The organism is Piscinibacter defluvii (assembly GCF_004011805.1).
Classification (GTDB): Bacteria; Pseudomonadota; Gammaproteobacteria; order Burkholderiales; family Burkholderiaceae_C; genus Piscinibacter; species Piscinibacter defluvii.
In genome coordinates this window covers 237,172-254,927 of the sequence record NZ_RCHJ01000003.1, presented here as the reverse complement: position 1 = coordinate 254,927, position 17,756 = coordinate 237,172, and the positions used below count along the sequence as shown (strand labels likewise).

General features: G+C 72.3%; 17 protein-coding genes. 3 read left to right on the top strand and 14 right to left on the bottom strand.

All coding sequences use genetic code 11. The features are described from left to right. Positions 1–29: 29 nt before the first annotated feature. Complete coding sequence (locus D9C15_RS10655; RefSeq protein WP_127997425.1) at positions 30–995, top strand: inositol monophosphatase family protein; 966 nt, start codon at positions 30–32, stop codon at positions 993–995. Between the two features lie 12 nt (positions 996–1,007). On the opposite strand, the gene D9C15_RS10650 is transcribed toward D9C15_RS10655, so the two are convergent. The 5 genes from D9C15_RS10650 to D9C15_RS10630 form a co-directional block, all read right to left on the bottom strand. Continuing rightward, positions 1,008–1,463 (bottom strand): CBS domain-containing protein, encoded by a 456-nt coding sequence (locus tag D9C15_RS10650; protein WP_127997424.1) that lies wholly within the window; start codon positions 1,461–1,463, stop codon positions 1,008–1,010. A gap of 79 nt (positions 1,464–1,542) precedes the next feature. Next, positions 1,543–3,372 (bottom strand): ATP-dependent zinc metalloprotease FtsH, encoded by a 1,830-nt coding sequence (gene ftsH, locus D9C15_RS10645; RefSeq protein ID WP_127997423.1) that lies wholly within the window; start codon positions 3,370–3,372, stop codon positions 1,543–1,545. A 43-nt stretch (positions 3,373–3,415) separates the two neighbouring features. Beyond that, positions 3,416–4,804 carry an efflux transporter outer membrane subunit gene (locus D9C15_RS10640; protein ID WP_127997422.1) on the bottom strand — a complete coding sequence of 463 codons (1,389 nt, stop codon included), beginning with the start codon at positions 4,802–4,804 and terminating at the stop codon, positions 3,416–3,418. Continuing rightward, positions 4,801–7,968, bottom strand: a complete 3,168-nt coding sequence (locus D9C15_RS10635) for an efflux RND transporter permease subunit (protein WP_127997421.1) — start codon at positions 7,966–7,968, stop codon at positions 4,801–4,803. The genes D9C15_RS10640 and D9C15_RS10635 overlap by 4 nt, the downstream gene beginning before the upstream one ends. A 12-nt stretch (positions 7,969–7,980) precedes the next feature. Next, the gene (locus D9C15_RS10630; RefSeq protein WP_127997420.1) at positions 7,981–9,171 is read right to left on the bottom strand and encodes an efflux RND transporter periplasmic adaptor subunit; all 1,191 of its coding nucleotides are present in this window, start codon (positions 9,169–9,171) and stop codon (positions 7,981–7,983) included. 108 nt (positions 9,172–9,279) lie between these two features. Between D9C15_RS10630 and D9C15_RS33995 the strand changes: the two genes are divergently transcribed. Beyond that, entirely contained in the window at positions 9,280–9,897 is a 618-nt protein-coding gene (locus tag D9C15_RS33995) for a TetR family transcriptional regulator (protein WP_127997419.1), read from the top strand. Here D9C15_RS33995 and D9C15_RS10620 read toward each other — a convergent pair whose 3' ends face one another. The 9 genes from D9C15_RS10620 to D9C15_RS10580 all read right to left on the bottom strand — a co-directional run bounded on the left by D9C15_RS10620 (position 9,898) and on the right by D9C15_RS10580 (position 16,225). Beyond that, positions 9,898–10,641, bottom strand: coding sequence for an amino acid ABC transporter ATP-binding protein (locus tag D9C15_RS10620; protein WP_127997418.1), 744 nt, complete (start codon positions 10,639–10,641; stop codon positions 9,898–9,900). Then, entirely contained in the window at positions 10,631–11,281 is a 651-nt protein-coding gene (locus D9C15_RS10615) for an amino acid ABC transporter permease (RefSeq protein WP_127997417.1), read from the bottom strand. Before D9C15_RS10615 ends, D9C15_RS10620 begins: the two co-directional genes overlap by 11 nt. 1 nt (position 11,282) lies before the next feature. Then, entirely contained in the window at positions 11,283–11,945 is a 663-nt protein-coding gene (locus D9C15_RS10610; RefSeq protein WP_127997416.1) for an amino acid ABC transporter permease, read from the bottom strand. A 7-nt stretch (positions 11,946–11,952) separates the two neighbouring features. Further along, a complete protein-coding gene (locus tag D9C15_RS10605; protein ID WP_127997415.1) occupies positions 11,953–12,741 on the bottom strand; it encodes a transporter substrate-binding domain-containing protein in 789 nt (262 codons plus the stop codon). Positions 12,742–12,744: 3 nt separating this feature from the next. After that, a complete protein-coding gene (locus D9C15_RS10600; protein WP_127997414.1) occupies positions 12,745–13,482 on the bottom strand; it encodes a GntR family transcriptional regulator in 738 nt (245 codons plus the stop codon). 94 nt (positions 13,483–13,576) lie between these two features. Then, positions 13,577–14,464: a LysR family transcriptional regulator gene (locus tag D9C15_RS10595; protein ID WP_127997413.1), complete on the bottom strand. Its 888-nt coding sequence runs from the start codon at positions 14,462–14,464 to the stop codon at positions 13,577–13,579. Next, the gene (locus D9C15_RS10590; protein WP_127997412.1) at positions 14,439–15,155 is read right to left on the bottom strand and encodes a glutathione S-transferase family protein; all 717 of its coding nucleotides are present in this window, start codon (positions 15,153–15,155) and stop codon (positions 14,439–14,441) included. Before D9C15_RS10590 ends, D9C15_RS10595 begins: the two co-directional genes overlap by 26 nt. Then, positions 15,155–15,583, bottom strand: a complete 429-nt coding sequence (locus D9C15_RS10585) for a DoxX family protein (RefSeq protein WP_240668363.1) — start codon at positions 15,581–15,583, stop codon at positions 15,155–15,157. The genes D9C15_RS10590 and D9C15_RS10585 overlap by 1 nt, the downstream gene beginning before the upstream one ends. A 135-nt stretch (positions 15,584–15,718) precedes the next feature. Further along, a complete protein-coding gene (locus tag D9C15_RS10580; protein ID WP_127997411.1) occupies positions 15,719–16,225 on the bottom strand; it encodes a 2-thiouracil desulfurase family protein in 507 nt (168 codons plus the stop codon). A 193-nt stretch (positions 16,226–16,418) separates the two neighbouring features. Between D9C15_RS10580 and D9C15_RS10575 the strand changes: the two genes are divergently transcribed. Continuing rightward, a complete protein-coding gene (locus D9C15_RS10575) occupies positions 16,419–17,342 on the top strand; it encodes a LysR family transcriptional regulator (protein WP_127997410.1) in 924 nt (307 codons plus the stop codon). Positions 17,343–17,756 lie beyond the last annotated feature (414 nt).

Here is a 17,756-nt window from a genome sequence, read left to right as displayed (position 1 = left end):
CGCCCTCCTCCCACCCTGCAGGCTGACCCATGTCGCAAGCGCTCCACCCCATGCTCAACATCGCCGTGAAGGCGGCACGTGCGGCCGGGGCCATCATCAACCGGGCCTCGCTCGACCTGGACCTGCTGAAGGTCAACACCAAGGGCCCGAACGATTTCGTCAGCGAGGTCGACCAGGCGGCCGAGCAGGCCATCATCGAAACGCTGCTGACCGCCTACCCGGGCCACGGCATCCTGGCCGAGGAGTCCGGCCGCGCGCACGGCGCGAAGGACAGCGAGTACGTCTGGATCATCGACCCGCTGGACGGCACCACCAACTTCCTGCACGGCTTCCCGGTCTACGCGGTGTCGATCGCGCTGGCGCACCGCGGCCAGGTGCAGCAGGCGGTGGTGTACGACCCGACGCGCAACGACCTGTTCTACGCCTCCAAGGGGCGCGGCGCCTACCTGAACGACAAGCGCCTGCGCTGCTCCAAGCGCACCCGCATCCAGGACTCGCTGATCGGCACCGGCTTCCCGTTCCGCCGCGGCGACAACTTCAAGCGCTACGTGCAGATGTTCGAGGAGGTCATGCAGCACTGCGCCGGCCTGCGCCGCCCGGGCGCCGCGGCGCTGGACCTGTGCTACGTGGCCGCCGGCTGGTACGACGGCTTCTTCGAGACCGGCCTGAGCCCCTGGGACATCGCGGCCGGCTCGCTGATCATCACCGAGGCCGGCGGCCTGATCGGCAACTTCACCGGCGAGGCCGACTACCTGTACCAGCGCGAGGTCGTGGCCGGCACGCCGAAGATCTACGCGCAGCTCGTCAAGCTGCTGGCGCCCTACACGCGGGTGATCACGGCCGACGAAGCGGCGCCGCCGGCCGAGGGCGACGCGCCGGCCCTCACGCCGGAGCAGGCCCTGGCCGCCACCGAGCCGCCCGCCGCGCCGGCGAAGAAGAAGGGGCCGGTGCGCATCCGCAAGGCCGAGGCGGCCGGGGACGACGCCCCGGTCTGAGCGCCTGAACCCTCAGCCCCGCTCGCGCCGCTCCCGGTCGCGCGCGGCGCGCAGCGCCTGCGCCAGCGTGCCGAGCTGGCCGACCACGGCCTCCAGCAGGTCCTCGAACGCGGCCACGCCGACAACCCGGCCGACACCGTCGAGCACCACCAGGCGGCGCAGCTGGCGTTCGCGCAGGCGCTCGATGCCGACCATCACGGTGGCGTCGGCCGACACGGTGGCGAGGTCGCGCGACATGACGTCGCCGACCGTGAAGAGCGCCGCATCCAGCCCCTCGGCCATCACCGCGAGCACCAGGTCGCGGTCGGTGACGATGCCCAGCGGCTTGCCGCTGCTGGCGTTGCTGTCGACCACCACCAGCGAGCCCACATGGTGCTGGCGCATCAGCCGCGCGGCCTCGGCCGCGGTGGTCTCGGGGGCGGCGGTGACGACGATCGGGCTGGCGACGGAACCGACGGTGGCGGGCATGGTGATCTCCTTGTCGGGCCGCACGCGTGGCCCCTGCGCCGATGCTCGCGGCCGGCACCGCGGCGCGGATTGATCCGCCTCAGCGCAGCTGCAGCTCGGCGGCGATCGTGCGCAGGGCGGCCTCGTCGAGCGTCTCGTGCGCCAGCAGCTCGCGGGCGCTGCGCTCGAGCAGCGCGCGGTGGCTGCGCAGGATGCCGCCGGCACGCTCCAGCCCGGCCGCGACGATCGCCTGGATCGCGGTGTCGATGCGCCGCTGCGTGTCTTCCGAGAGCGCCGGGCCGGCGCTCTGGAAGGCGGCCGCCGCCTCCAGCATCGGGTTGCGCGGCGGTTCGTAGGCCACCGCGCCCAGGTCCGGGTCCATGCCGTAGCGCGTGACCATCTCGCGCGCGATGTCGGTGGCACGCGCCAGGTCGTCGGCGGCGCCGGTGGAGGGTTCGTCGTAGACCAGCATTTCCGCCGCCCGCCCGCCCAGCAGCACGGCGATCTTGCGCTCCAGCTCGTGGCGGGTCATCAGGTAGCGGTCCTCGGTCGGCCGCTGCAGCGTGTAGCCGAGGGCGCCGATGCCGCGCGGGATGATCGACACCTTGTGCACCGCGTCGCCGTCCGGCTGCGCGAGCGCGACGAGCGCATGGCCCATCTCGTGGAAGGCCACGGTCTCGCGCTCCTTCGGATTCAGCAGCCGGTTGCGTTTCTCCAGCCCGGCGACGATGCGCTCGACCGCGGTGGTGAAGTCGGCCAGCGTCACGAGATCGGCCTTGCGCCGCGTGGCGGCGAGCGCCGCCTCGTTGACGAGGTTGGCCAGGTCCGCCCCGCTGAAGCCCGGCGTCAGGCCGGCCACCTCGTCGAGCGAGGTGGCGGGGTCGAGCTTCACCTTCTTCGCGTGCACCTGCAGGATCTGCACGCGGCCACGCCGATCCGGCCGGTCCACCAGCACCTGGCGGTCGAAACGGCCGGCACGCAGCAGCGCCGGATCGAGGATCTCGGGCCGGTTGGTCGCGGCCAGGATGATCAGGCCGACCGAGGCGTCGAAGCCGTCCATCTCGACCAGCAGCTGGTTCAGCGTCTGCTCCTTCTCGTCGTGCCCGCCGAGGCCCGGGAAGGCGCCACGCGCGCGGCCGAGCGCATCCAGCTCGTCGATGAAGATGATGGCCGGCGCCTTCTCGCGCGCCTGCTCGAACAGGTCGCGCACACGCGCCGCGCCGACGCCGACGAACATCTCGACGAACTCGCTGCCGCTGATGCTGAAGAAGGGCACGCCGGCCTCGCCGGCCACCGCGCGCGCCAGCAGGGTCTTGCCGGTGCCCGGCGGGCCGACCAGCAGCACGCCCTTGGGCACGTGCGCGCCGAGCCGGCCGTACTCCTGCGGGTGCTTGAGGAAGTCCACCACCTCGGCGAGCTCGGCGCGCGCCTCGTCGACGCCGGCCACGTCGGCGAAGCTCACACCGGTGTCGGTCTCGACGTAGACCTTGGCGCGGCTCTTGCCGATCGACATGAAGCCGCCCAGACCGCCCATGCCGCCCTGCTTGTCGGCCAGGCGCCGGAACAGGAAGAACCACAGCCCGAAGAACACCAGCGCCGGCACGATCCAGGAGAGCAGGTCGCGCAGCAAGGTGCTCTCGACCACGCGCCGGTAGGGCACCTTGAACGGCGCCAGGCGCGCCGCCAGGTCGGGCTCGACACGCGTGGCCAGCAGCACCGTCTTGCCGCTCTCCGGGTTCTTCAGGCGGCCGGTGAGCGTGCGGTCGGAGACGGTGACCTCGACGATGCGCCCGTCGGCGAGCGCCTGCTCGAACTCGCTGTACGGCACCGTCTCGACCTGCGAGATCCCGCGCCAGACGTCCTGCAGGAACAGCAGCGCGAGCAGCGCGGTCAGCCAGTAGCCGAGGTTCCAGGTGTGCTTCTTCTCCACCCCGCGATGCTGGCAGCCCGGGCCGTCCCGGCCTTGACCCGAATCAACGCGCGGCCGGCTCGCTCCAGCCGCCGCCCAGCACCTTGTAGAGCGTCACCGCGTTCTGCGCCGTGACCGCCTGCAGCTGCACCAGCGCCTGCTGCGCCGCGAACAGCGAGCGCTGGGCATCCAGCAGCTCCAGGGTGCTCGAGGCGCCGTTGCGCCAGCGCAGCTCGACCAGCTCGCTGCGCGCACGCTCGGCCTCGAGCAGGCGCTGCTGCGCGCGCAGCTGGTCGGCCAGCGTGGCGCGGCCGGCCAGCGCATCGGCCACCTCGCGAAAGGCCGACTGGATGGCGCGCTCGTACTGCGCCAGGGCGACGTCGCGGTTCAGCTCGGCGATGTTCAGGTTGGCGCGGTTGCGGCCGGCGTCGAAGATCGGCTGCACCAGCTGCGGCGCGAAGCTCCAGGCGAACGAGCCGGACTTGAACAGGCCGCTCAGCTCGCCGCTCGCACTGCCCGCGCTGCCGGTCAGCGTGATGCGCGGGAAGAAGGCGGCACGCGCGGCGCCGATGTTCGCGTTCGCGGCGATCAGCGCCTGCTCGGCCTGGCGCACGTCGGGCCGGCGCACCAGCACCTCGGCAGGCAGGCCGGCGGGCAGGTCCGGCAGCTGCACCGCGCCGATCGTCGCGGCCGGCGGCAGCTCGGGCGGCAGCGGCTGGCCGATCAGCAGCACCAGCGCGTTCTCGTCCAGCGCACGCTGGCGCGTGGCCTGGGCCAGGCTGGCCCGCGCGGTCTCGAGCAGCGATTCGGCCTGGCGCAGGTCCAGCGCCGAGCTGGCCCCGCGGTCGAAGCGCAGCTGCGTGAGCTTGAACGACTCCTCGCGCGTGGCCAGCGTCTGCTGCGTCATGCGCAGCAGCTCGTCGTCGGCCGCCAGCGCGAGCTGCGCGTTCGCCACCGCGGCCACCAGGCTGATCTGCACCGCCTTGCGCGCTTCCTCGCTGCCCAGCGCCTGCGCGGCGGCGGCGTCGGAGAGGGACTTCACCCGGCCGAACAGGTCCAGCTCCCAGGCCGGCACCTGCAGCCCGGCGGTGTAGAGCGTGTTGATGCCACCGCTGGCGGTGGGCTGGCGCGAGCCGGTGATTCCGGCGTTCAGCGTCGGCAGCCGGTCGGCATCGCGCACGGTCACCAGCGCGCGCGCCGACTCGATGTTCAGCACCGCGATGCGCAGGTCGCGGTTGTTCGCCAGCGCCAGCTCGATCAGGCGCTGCGTGCGCGCATCGGCGAAGAAGCGGTGCCAGTCGAGCTCGGCCGCGGCCGGGCCGGCGCTCGCCGCGGCGGCGGCGTCCGGGAACGCGGCGGCCACCGGCGGCGCCGGCCGCTCGTAGGTGGGCGCGAGCGCGCCGCAGCCGGCCAGCAGCGCGGCGGCCAGCGCGGGGAGCAGGCGGCGCGTCATGCCTCCTCCTTCGTGCCGGCGGCGTCGGCGCCCGGCACCTTTTCGTGCGCGTAGAAGCGCCGTTGCCGCTCGCTGCCCTTGAAGATGCTGCGCACCACGACGAAGAACACCGGCACGAAGAACACCGCGAGCATGGTCGCGCTGATCATGCCGCCCAGCACGCCGGTGCCGATGCTGTGCTGGCTGGCCGAGCCGGCGCCGCTGGCCAGCACCAGCGGCAGCACGCCGAGCATGAAGGCCATCGAGGTCATGAGGATGGGCCGGAAGCGCAGGTGCGCCGCCTCGAGCACCGCGTCGACCAGGCTCTTGCCCTGGGCCGCCAGGTCCTTGGCGAACTCGATGATCAGCACCGCGTTCTTGGCCGACAGGCCGATGATGGTGATCAGGCCGACCTTGAAGAACACGTCGTTCTCGAGCCCGCGCACGTTCGCACCGAGGATGACACCCAGCACGCCCAGCGGCACCACCAGGATCACCGCGAACGGGATCGACCAGCTCTCGTACAGCGCCGCCAGGCATAGGAACACCGACAGCAGCGAGAAGCCGAACAGGATCAGCGCGGTCGCGCCGGACAGCTTCTCCTCGCGCGACAGGCCGGTCCACTCGTAGGCGAAGCCCGGCGGCAGCGTGGCGGCGAGCCGTTCCATCTCGGCGATGGCCGCGCCGCTGCTGACGCCGCGCGCCGGTTCGCCGGCGATGCGCATGGTCGGGTAGCCGTTGTAGCGCACGGTCTGGATCGGCCCGGTGATCCAGCGCGTGGTGGCGAAGGCCGCCAGCGGCACCGGGTTGCCGGCCGCGTTGAGTGCGTTGACGCGCAGCAGGTCCTCCGGCTGCATGCGCGCCGGCGCGTCGGCCTGCACCACCACGCGCTGCAGCCGGCCCGCATTCGGGAAGTCGTTCACGTAGCTCGATCCGAGCGCGGTGGACAGCGCCGAGTTGATCGCCGCGAAGCCGACGCCCAGCGCGGCGGCCTTGTCGCGGTCGATGTCGAGCTGCAGCTGCGAGGCGTCCTCCAGGCCGTCGGGACGCACCGCCACCAGCAGCGGGCTCTGCGATGCCGCCGCGAGCAGCTGGTTGCGCGCCGCCAGCAGCGCGGCGTGGCCGTTGCCGCCGCGGTCCTGCAGGCGCATCGCGAAGCCGTTGGCACGCCCCAGGTCGCGGATCGCCGGCGGGCTGACCGGGAAGATGATCGCGTCGCGGATCTTCCCGAGCGCGCCGAAGGCACGCGCCACCAGGCCCTGCGCCGAGCTGTCGAAGCCCTCGCGCTCCTTCCAGTCCTTCAGCGTCACGAAGGCCAGGCCGGCGTTCTGGCCGCTGCCCGAGAAGCTGAAGCCCATCACCGAAACCATGTTCGAGACCTCGGGCTGCGCCAGCATGTACTGCTCGACCTGCTGCATCACCGCCAGCGTGCGGTTCTGCGTGGCGCCCGGCGGCAGCTGCACGTTGACCAGGATGTTGCCCTGGTCCTCGTTCGGGATGAACGAGGTCGGCAGCCGGTTGAACATCAGCACCGCCGCGGCGACGATGGCGGCGTACAGCAGCATCCAGCGCGCCGCGCGCTTCAGGATGCGCGCCACCAGGGCCTCGTAGCCCTTGGCCGTGCGGCTGAAGCCGCGGTTGAACCAGCCGAAGAAGCCGCCCTTGGCGTGGTGGTGGCCGGCCTCCACGGGCTTGAGCAGCGTGGCGCACAGCGCCGGCGTGAACGAGAGCGCGAGGAAGGCCGAGAAGGCCACCGAGGTCACCATCACCGCGGCGAACTGGCGGTAGATGTTGCCCACCGCGCCGCTGAAGAAGGCCAGCGGCACGAACACCGACACCAGCACCACGGTGACGCCGACGATCGCGCCGGAGATCTGGCCCATCGCCTTGCGCGTGGCCTGCAGCGGCGGCAGGCCCTCGGTGCTCATGATGCGCTCGACGTTCTCGACCACCACGATCGCGTCGTCGACCACGATGCCGATCACGAGGACCATGCCGAACATCGTCAGCACGTTGATCGAGAAGCCCATCGCCAGCAGCGCGGCGAAGCTGCCCAGCAGCGCGATCGGCACCACCAGCGTCGGGATGATGGTGTAGCGGATGTTCTGCAGGAAGAGATACATCACCAGGAACACCAGCACCACCGCCTCCACCAGCGTCTCGACCACCTGACGGATCGAGATGCCGATGAAGGTGGAGCTGTCGTAGGGGATGGTCGCCTTCACGCCGGCCGGGAAGTAGGGCCGCAGCTCCTCGAGCCGGGCCTTCACCGCCTTGGCGGTGGCCAGCGCGTTGGCGGTGGGCGAGAGCTGGATGCCGATGCCGGTGGAGGGTTCGCCGTTCAGCCGGGTGCGGATGCTGTAGCTCTGCGCGCCGAGCTCGATGCGGGCCACGTCGCGCAGCCGCACGCTCGAGCCGTCGGCATTGGCGCGCAGCACGATCTCGCCGAACTGCTGCGCCGTCTCGCGCTGGCCCTTGACGACCACGGTCGCGAAGATGCCCTGGTCGCGCGTGTTCGGCAGGTCGCCGATGGTGCCCGAGGACACCTGCGCGTTCTGCGCCGCGATCGCCGCATTGACGTCGGCGGTGGAGAGCTTGTAGCCCACCAGCTTGGCCGGGTCGATCCAGATGCGCATCGCGCGCTCGGTGCCGAACAGCTGCGCCTGGCCGACACCCGGCACGCGCTGCATCTCCGGCAGCACGTTGCGCGCGGCGTAGTCGCCCAGCGCCACCGGGTCGAGCACGCCCTTGTCGCTGGAGAGGATGACGAAGAGCAGGAAGTTCGGGTTCGCCTTGTCGACCCGCACGCCCTGCTGCGTCACCGCCTGGGGCAGGCGCGGCGTGGCGCGCGACAGGCGGTTCTGCACGTCCACCTGCGCCAGGTCGGGGTTGGTGCCGGGCTCGAAGCTGAGCGTGATGCTGCCGGTGCCGTCGGCCTGGGCCACCGATTCGAAGTAGGCCAGGCCGGGCGAGCCGTTCATCTCGCGCTCGATCACCGCGATGACGCTCTCCTCCAGCGTGCGCGCCGAGGCGCCCGGGTAGGCCACGTTGACGACGATCGACGGCGGCGCCACCGGCGGGTACTGCGCCACCGGCAGCTGCGTGATCGCCACGCTGCCCACCACCATGATGAACAGCGCGATGACCCAGGCGAAGATCGGCCGGTCGATGAAGAACTGCGCCATGCGGCCGGCTCCTCAGCGCGAGGCCGCCGAGGCCGCGGGCGCGGCCGACGCGGCGGCGCCCCAGGGCACCGGCTTCACGGTGGCGTTCGGGCGGATCTTCTGGAAGCCGTCCACCACCACCTGCTCGCCGCCCTGCAGGCCCTCGAGCACGACCCATTGCCGCTCCTGCCCGAGGCTGACCTTGACCGGGCGCGGCGCGACCTTGCCGTCGGGTGCGACGACGAACACCCGGTCGCCGTCGCTGCTGCGCTGCACCGCCTGCTGCGGCAGCACGATGGCGTTGCTCGCCTGCGCCTGTTCGAGCTGCACGCGCACGTACAGGCCCGGCAGCAAGGCGCCCTTGGGGTTGGGCAGCTCGGCACGCAGCGTGATCTGTCCGGTGCCGGCGTCGACCGTCAGGTCCGAGAACAACAGCTTGCCCGGCAGCGGGTAGGTGCTGCCGTCTTCCAGCAGCACCCGCACCGGAGCCGCGCCGGTATCGCCCGCGCGCTTGAAGCGGCCGGCCGCGATCGCCGCGCGCAGGCGCAGCACCTCGGCGGCCGACTGGGTGAAGTTGACGTACAGCGGATCGATCTGCTGGATCACCGCGAGCTGCGTGGCCTCGCCCTGCCCGACCAGCGCACCTTCGGTGACGAGCGCGCGGCCGATGCGCCCGCCGATCGGCGCGTTCACTGCGGCATAACCGAGGTTGATCTGCGCGGTCTGCAGCGCCGCCTTGCCGGCGGCCACGTCCGCCTCGGACTGCTTGAAGGCCGCCTGCGCGGCGATGTAGTCCTGCTCGCTCACCGCCTTCGCCTCGGCCAGCGGCTTGTAGCGCTCGGCCTGCGCGCGGGTCTGCAGCAGGTTGGCCTCGGCCCGCGCCAGCGCCGCCTGCGCGCTGGCCAGCGCGGCGCGGTAGGGCGCATCGTCGATGCGGAACAGCGGCTGGCCCGGCTTCACGTCGCTGCCCTCGCGGAACAGCTGCTTCTGCAGGATGCCGGCCACGCGGGCACGCACCTGGGCCACGCGCGAGGCCTCGGTGCGGCCGGGCAGTTCGGTCAGCACGCCGACCTCGCCGGCGCGGGCCACCACCACGCCCACCTCGGCGGGCGCCGGCGCGGCCGGCGCCGCCGGGGCGGCGCTCTTGCCGCAACCGGCCAGCACCGGCAGCGCAACGAGCGGGACGATCGACAGGCGGGAAGCGAGGGCGCGCCACACCGGCATGGGTTCTCCTTGTTCTGGGCTGCCCCGCACACGGCCTCCCGGCCTGCAGGGCTGCCCGGGTACTATACATACATGGTTGCATGTATGCGGCGTGCGGGGTAACGGCGGATGGCGCGGCGCACCAAGGCCGAGGCCCTGCAGACGCGCGAGCGCCTGCTCGACGGGGCCGAGCGCGAATTTCTTCGCCGCGGCGTGTCGCAGACCTCGCTCGAGCAGGTGGCCCGCGCCGCCGGCGTGACGCGAGGGGCCGTCTACTGGCACTTCCGCGACAAGACCGACCTGTTCAATGCAATGCTCCAGCGCGTCACGCTGCCGCTGCAGGACGAGATCCTGCGCAGCGGCGCCAAGGCGCTCGACGACCCGCTGCAGCAGATCCGCAGCAGCTACCTCGCGGCGCTGCGTGCGACCGTGGACGACCCACAGGCGCGGCGCGTGTTCGAGATCGCGCTGTTCAAGGTGGAACACGGCCCGGCCATGCGCGGCGTGCGGGCGAGGCGCGTGCGCGTGCTGCAGGAGCGGGTGCAGCAGGTGGAGCGCGGCCTGCGCCGCGCTGCCCGGCTGGGGCTGTGCGCCGTCACGGTGCCCGCGCGCAGCGCGGCGCTGGGCATCGACGCCCTGGTGCTCGGCCTGATGCAGAACTGGCTGCTGGCGCCGGAGAGTTTCGATCTGGTCCGCGTCGGCCAGCGCACGATCGACGCCTACATCGCCGGGCTGCGCGGCGACTGATCAGTGCAACGCCGCCAGGAACTGCCGCAACTCGGCCGTCTGCGGGTGGGCGAACAGCTCGGCCGGCGGCCCCATCTCGTGGATGCGGCCGGCGTGCATGAACACCACGCGGTCGGCCACCTTGCGGGCGAAGTTCATCTCGTGCGTGACCATCAGCAGCGTCATGCCCTCCTCGGCCAGCGCCTCCACCACCTTGAGCACCTCGCCCACCAGCTCGGGGTCGAGCGCGGAGGTGATCTCGTCGCACAGCAGCACCGCCGGGTCCATGGCCAGCGCGCGGGCGATCGCCACACGCTGCTGCTGGCCGCCGGAGAGCTGGTCGGGGAAGGCGTCGAACTTATCCGCCAGGCCCACGCGCTCGAGCAGCTGGCGCGCCCTCGCCTCGCCTTCGGCCGCAGCGCGCTTCTTGACGAGCCCCGGCGCGAGCATCACGTTGCGGCCCACGCTGAGGTGCGGGAACAGGTTGAAGCTCTGGAAGATCATGCCCACGTGCTGGCGCAGCGCACGCATCGCGCGGGCATCGCCATGGCGCAGGGCCTGGCCGTCGACCTGCAGTGCGCCGTCCTGGAACTCCTCCAGCCCGTTGATGCAGCGCAGCAGCGTGCTCTTGCCCGAACCGCTCTTGCCGATGATGGCGACCACCTCGCCGCGCGGCACCGCGAGATCGATGCCCTTGAGCACCTCGTTGGCTCCGTAGCGCTTGCGCAGGCCCTGGATGGTGACGATGGCGGGATCAGCGGGCACCTTGGAGTTTCCTTTCGAGCGAGCGGCTGGCCAGCGACACCGGGTAGCACAGCGCGAAGTAGACGAGCGCCACGCAGCCGTACACCATGAAGGGCCGGAAGGTGGCGTTGGTGATCATCGTGCCGGCCTTGGTGAGCTCGATGAAGCCGATCACCGAAGCCAGCGCCGTGCCCTTGATCACCTGCACGAGAAAGCCCACCGTCGGCGCCACGGCGATGCGCAATGCCTGCGGGAAGATCACGTGGCGCAGCTGCTCCGGCAGGCTCAGCGCGAGGCTGGCCGAGGCCTCCCACTGGCCCTTGGGAATGGCGTTCACGCAGCCGCGCCAGATCTCGGTGAGGAAGGCGCTGCTGTAGAGCGTGAGCGCCAGGCCGGCGGCCCACCAGGCCGAGACGTTCAGTCCCAGCAGCGCGAGGCCGAAGTAGGCCAGGAACAGCTGCATCAGCAGCGGCGTGCCCTGGAACAGCTGCACATACAGCGCCACGCCGCGCTCCGCGCCGGGCCAGCGCGCCAGGCGCGCGGCCAGCAGCGCGGCCCCCACGAGCCCGCCGCCGACGAAGGCGATCAGCGAGAGCGCGATGGTCCAGCGCGCGGCGAGCAGCAGGTTGCGGAGGATGTCCCAGAGGGTGAAGTCGACCATGTCACGCCCTTCTGAAAATGAAGCGCGGGCCGGCCCAGGCGAGCAACTGGCGCAGACCGATCGCGAGCCCGAGGTAGATCGCGGCCGCGATCAAGGTCGCCTCGAACGAGCGAAAGTTGCGGCTGTGGATCAGGTTGGCGTAGTACGAGAGCTCCTGCGTCGCGATCTGGCCGCACACCGCCGAGCCCAGCATGACGATCACGATCTGGCTCACCAGTGCCGGCCACACCCGCGCCAGCGCCGGCGGCAGCACCACGCGGGTGAACACCTGGGCGGGGGTCATCGCCAGGCTTTGCGCTGCCTCGATCTGGCCGCGCGGCGTGGCCGCGACGCCGGCCCGCACGATCTCCGCCGCGTAGGCGCCCAGGTTCACCACCATCGCGATCACCGAGGCGAGTTCGGGCGTCAGCTTCACGCCCAGCCCCGGCAGGCCGAAGAACACGAAGAACAGCTGCACGATGAACGGCGTGTTGCGGATCAGCTCCACGTAGGCGCCCACGAGCAGCGCCAGCGGCCGCGGGCCCCAGGTGCGCGCCCAGGCGCAGGCGGTGCCGAGCGCCACGCCGAGCAGCGCGCTCACCGCCGTGAGGCCCACGGTCATGGCCGTGCCGCGCGCGAGCAGCGGCCAGTCGACCAGCACCGCGCCGAAGTCGAGGGCGATCATCCGGGCCTTACTGCGGCAGCTCGCCGGCCGGGCGGCCGAGCCACCGCTTGGCCAGGGCATCGAGCTCGCCGCTGGCCTTGGCAGCGGCGATGATCTCGTTGACCTTCAGGCGCAGCTTGTCCTCGCCCTTGGCCACGCCGATGAAGTTGGGCGAGTCCTTGATCAGCAGCTTGAACTCGGTGCCCAGCTGCGGGTTCCTGAACATCATCGCACCGGCCACCGAGGCGCCGGTGGCGATCACCTGCACCTGGCCGGAGACGAAGGCCGAGACGGTGGCGTTGTTGTCCTCGAAGCGCTTGATGTCCGCACCGGCAGGGGCCACCTTGCTCAGCTCCATGTCTTCCATCGCACCGCGGGTCACGCCGACGGTCTTGCCGTCCAGCTCGGCCCAGCTCTTCAGCGGCAGGCTCTTGGCCGCGAACACGGCCTGGAAGAACGGCGAGTAGGCGGCGGTGAAGTCGATCACCTTCTCGCGTTCGGCGTTCTTTCCGAGGGTCGAGATCACCAGGTCGGCCTTGCGCGTCTGCAGGTAGGGGATGCGGTTGGCACTGGTCACCGGGATCAGCTCGGCCTTGACACCCAGTTTGCCGGCGATCAGGTTCGCCATGTCGACGTCCAGGCCCTGCGGCTTGAGGTCGGTGGCGACGAAGCCGTAGGGCGGGAAGTCGGTCGGGATCGCGATGTTGATCTGCTTGCGCGCGAGGATGTCGTCCAGCGCGGTCTGGGCACCGGCGGCCAGCGGCAGCGCGAGCAGCGCAGCAAGCAGCGGGGCGAGAAGGATCGATCGGCGTTGCATGGGTCAGTTCTCCTGGAGGGACGTGAAGAGGCCGCGTGTCGGCAGCAGGGCCGCACGCAGGGAGGCGAGCGCGTCGTCGGCGTCCCCGGGGCTGCGCAGCCCCTGGGCGACTTGTTCGATGTGCTGACGCAGCAGTTGAGTGGCGGCGGCGTGGTCGCCCTGCTCCAGCGCGGCCACGATCTCGGCATGGTCCGCACAGGAGCGCCGCGCGTCGGCGTTGCTCTGGTACAGCGCCGCGATCAGCGTGGTGCGCGCGGTGAGGTTGCGCAGGATCTCCGCCAGCAAGGGACTGCCGGCACATTCGGCCAGGCAGACGTGGAAGTCGCCCAGCAGGTAGCTGCGTTGGGCCGCATCACCCGAGCGCAGCGCGGCTCGCTCCTGCGCGACGTGCTTCTTCAGCCGGCGCAGCGCCGGCGCGGGCAGCGGCCCGGGCAGGGTGTGCAGCAGGCCCGCCTCGATGGCCGTGCGCGCCGCGAAGGCATCGCGCGCCTCGGCGGCCGAGGGCTGCACCACCTGCCAGCCGCGGCCGGGCAGCACCTGCACCATGCCGCGCGCCGACAGCCGGCCGAGCGCCTCGCGCACCAGGGTGCGGCTGACGCCGAACAGCGCCGCCAGCGCCTGCTCACCGAGCTTCTGCCCCGCCACGATGCGGCCGGCGCGGATGGCCTCCAGGATGCGATCGGCGATCGCATCCGGATGGCGCACGGCGGTGCTCTCGGGGCTCGAAACGGGGCGGCTCATGCGCGGGGCTGGTGCGAGCGGGACGCCAGCCCTGCATGCCAGGGCTGTATACAACGCCCGTACGCAGGAGGCGTGCCAGCCGGCGGCCCGACGCTCAGCGCCGCAGGCGCGGATCGGCCGCGAGCGCCTCGTGCAGGAAGCCGGTCAACGCGCGCACCCGCGCCACCTGGCGCAGGTCCGGGTGCGTCAGCACCCAGACGCCGGTGTCCATCGCCGGGTCGGGCGGCGCGAGTTCCACGAGGCCGGGCCGCTGCGCCGCCAGCGGGCACAGCAGCCAGCCCACCCCCAGGCCCGCGGCCACCGCGTCGGCCATGCCGACCAGCGTGTCCAGCCGCACCGCAATGCGCGCCGGGTCGACCTCGTCGCGCACCCGCCGTGCCTGCGCCAGGTGGGCCAGCGAGGCGTCCAGCGCAACCCAGTGCCAGTGGTCGCGCGTCGCCTCGGGCGGCAGCGTGGCGAGGTAGGCGGGCGACGCATACAGCGCCGTGCGGATCACCCCGGCCTGGCGGCCGACCAGGTTCTCCGGCGGCTGGTTGGTGCCGCGCACCGCGACGTCGGCCTCGCGCTGCGTCAGGCTGAGCAGGCTGTTGCCGACCGTCAGCTCGAGCTGCACCTGGGGATGGCGCGCGCGGAAGCCGGCCAGCACCGGCAGCAGCAGGCCCTGCAGCAGGGTGTCGGTGGTGGTCAGGCGCAGGCTGCCGTGCAGGCGTTCGTCGCCGCCCTGCACGCTGCGCTGCGCCGCCTCGATGCGCTCCTGCACGCCGGCCAGGCCTTCGGCCAGCGCATGGCCCTGCGCGGTCAGCACATAACCGCCGGGCAGGCGGTCGAACAGGCGCTGGCCCAGACCCTCCTCCAGCGCGGCGATGCGGCGCAGCACGGTCGAGTGGTTGACCTGCAGCAGCGCCGCCGCGCCGGAGATCGAGCCGCGCTCGACCACGGCGAGGAAGTGGCGCAGGTCATCCCAGTCGGGCAGGCTCGGCATGCCCGGCAGTGTGCGCGCGCCGGGCGGCACGCGACAAGTCGGCGAGATGTCCGCCCTGGGCCTCGATGTAGTCGCGCAGGCGTGCCGCGTAGTCCGGCGCGACGGCCGCGCGCACCGAGGGCCGCGCCGCCAGCGCGGCGCGCCAGGCTGCGACGCGAGGCAGGCCGTCGAGCAGGCCGAAGGCGCCCATGGTGTCGATCGCGTCAAAGGCCTCCCAGTAGCGGAACACCGGGCCGAACACCGCGTCGACCAGCGAGAAGCGCGCGCCGGCGAACCAGGGCCCGGCGCCGAGGGCCGCCTCGAGGCGCACCAGCATGTCGCGCAGCGCCAGGCGGCGCGCCTCGAAGCCCGCCGCGGGCGCGGTGTAGAAGAGCCAGAGGTCGTTCAGCACGGCCGAGCCGAACTCGATCCAGGCGCGGTGGCGCGCCCGCGCCAGCGCATCGGCCGGGTGCAGCGCGGGGGCCTGGGTGTCCTCCAGGTACTCGAGGATCGCGGCCGACTCGAACAGCACTTCGCCGTCCACCCGCAGCAGCGGCACCTTGCCGAGCGGCGAGAGGCGCACGAACCAGTCCGGTTTCGCGGCCAGGTCGATCACCGTGCGGGTGAAGGGCACGCCCTTCTCGGCCAGCGCGATGGCGGCACGCTGCACGTAGGGGCACAGCGCGTGGCTGACCAGTTCGAGGCGCTCCATCAGCGGCTCCCGACGCCGCGCAGCGCGAAGGCGCCGTCGCCCATCAGCACGTGGGCCAGCGAGGCGGCCAGCAGGAACAGCGGGTACTCCCAGCCGCCGTTGGCGCTGGTGAACACCCAGCCGTTGCCGGCGTGGATGGCCGTGGCACCGAGCAGGATCGGCAGCAGCACGAGCGACACCCAGCGCCCGTGCCAGCCCAGCAGGATCAGCACGCCGCCGGCGATCTCGGCCAGCGTCAAGGGCCAGGCCAGCGCCGGGGGCAGGCCGACCGAGGCCAGCCAGCCGGCCAGGCCGGCGATGCCGAAGGTCATCAGCTTGAGCACGAGCCCGTGGCTCAGCCACATGGCGCCGAGCGCCAGGCGCAGCACGGTGGGCCCGAAGGCAGCGAGGGAGACGGCCCGCGGCGCGGGCATCACGAGGGTGGACATGGCAGATTCCTTTCATCGGCGCCGCGCGGCGGGCTGCCGGCGGTCGTGACGGGAATCTAGGAACGGCGACGCGCCGGCGCCATTGGCCGGATGCGCGGATCGGGTCTGCAGGAATGCGCAGGCGGGTGGCCCCGGTCAAGGCGATTGCGCGTCGCCCAGGCTGCGCAGGAGCGCGTCGGCGGCATCGAACTCCTGCTCGCCGAACACGTGCACGCCCTCGCGCGCGAGCAGTGCCGCGGCAACGCCGGACCCGGGCACCAGCGTGCCGCCGAAGTAGCCGTCGTGAATGTGGCTCGAGCCGCACGACGGGCTGTTCTCCTTCAGCACCGCCACGCGTATGCCGTGCTTCCGCACCAGGCGCAAGGCCTCGTGCGCGCCGGCGACGAAGGCCCCGGTCAGGTCGTTCGCCTGCGGATCGACCACCCGCGCCAGGCCGGCGAGCACAGCCGCGCCACCGGCGCCGCCGGCGATCTCCGCCGGCGGGCGCGGCACCGGCAGCCCGCCGGCCAGCTCCGGGCAGACCGGCACGACCTGGCCCTGCGCGAGCCAGCGCTGCAGCACCGCGCTGCCGGAGCGCTTGTGCGCACCGTCGTAGCGCACCGGGTTGCCCAGCAGGCACGAACTCACGAGAACGAATGGCATTCGGGCACTCCTGCCGGGGCCGCCGCACGGGCCCCGCTGCGCGCAGCTTCGCACGCGGCCACGTGGCCAGGTCAAGCCCGCGCCCGCCCCGACCCGCCGCGCGTTGCGGGTTTCCCGCGCACCGGACTTGACCTTCCGGCCATGGGAAGCCCGACAGTGCCATCACCGCCCTGCCACCACCCCCAACGTGCCCATGGACACCCTGCAAGCGATGAAGACCTTCATCCAGGTCGCCGAGGCTGGCGGCTTCGCCGAGGCCGCACGCCGGCTCGACGTGGCGCCGCCGCAGGTGACCCGCGCGGTCAAGGCGCTGGAGGCCCGCATCGGCACCCGCCTGCTCCACCGCACCACGCGCCAGGTGCGCCTGACCGAGGCCGGCGAGCGCTACCTGCAGGCCGCCGGGCGCTCGCTCGCCGAGCTCGAGGAGCTCGAAGCCGCGTTGCGCGGCGAGTCCAGCGGCGAGGTCAGCGGCACCTTGCGCCTGACCATGCCGGTGACGCTGGGCACGCGCCACCTCGTGCCACTGCTGGCGCAGTTCCGCGCGCGCCATCCGCGCCTGAAGCTGGACCTGGATTTCTGCGACCACCCCGTCGATCCGGTGAGCCGCGGCTTCGACGCCGCGGTGCGCGTGTCGACGCGCCTGGCGGATTCATCGCTCAGCGCACGCCGCATCGCCGCCAGCCCGGCGGTGCTGGCGGCGGCGCCCGCGTACCTCGAACGCCACGGCGTGCCGGCCACGGTGGAGGACCTGCGGGCCCACCCGGTGCTGCAGGTCCCGTCCGAGCGCGGCCCGGCCGGCGGGCTGCGCCTCGTCACGGGCGCGCCCGAGGCGACCGAGGTCATCCGGGCCAACAGCGCGGAGGCGCTGAAGGGCTTCGCGGTCGCGGGGCTGGGGCTGATCCAGGCGCCCGCCTTCGTGGTGGCCGACGAACTCTCACTGGGCCGGCTGGTCCGCGTGCTGGCCGACGTGCCGCTGGGCGAGTACGTCGTCTCGGTGGTGTTCCCGCACCGCACGCTGATGCCCGCACGCCTGCGCCGCCTGATCGACCACCTCGCCGACGGGCTGGCCGCGTTCTCGCAGTCCTCCGGTGGCGGCGCGCAGCGGCTGGCGGCCTGACAGGCTGTGAACGACGTCGGGCGCGGGCGCCGGCGCAACATTGGCCGCAGAGGACCGCCAGTCCGAACCCCGTGTTGCCTCGCACCGGCCGCGTGTTGATCTACTCCCGCGCACCGCGAGCCAGGGCGGTGGTTGACGCGGTGCGGCACCGGCGCAACGCGCACCGGACAGGCCACCGGCGCCACGACGAGCGACAGCTGCGGCTCCGACACCCCGCGGTACCCGCTGGGCGAACGCGGCCACTGGTTCAAGGACTCCAGTCCGTGGACCCCTGTGCGGGTCGAGAACGGGACGGTCTACAGCACTAACGGCGTCACGAACACCTGCGACGATTCGGCGCCATTCCTGACCGGCAACTGGGGGCCGAACCAGTCCATCGGGGCGGTGGTGCAGGTGAACTCCTGAACCGTCGGT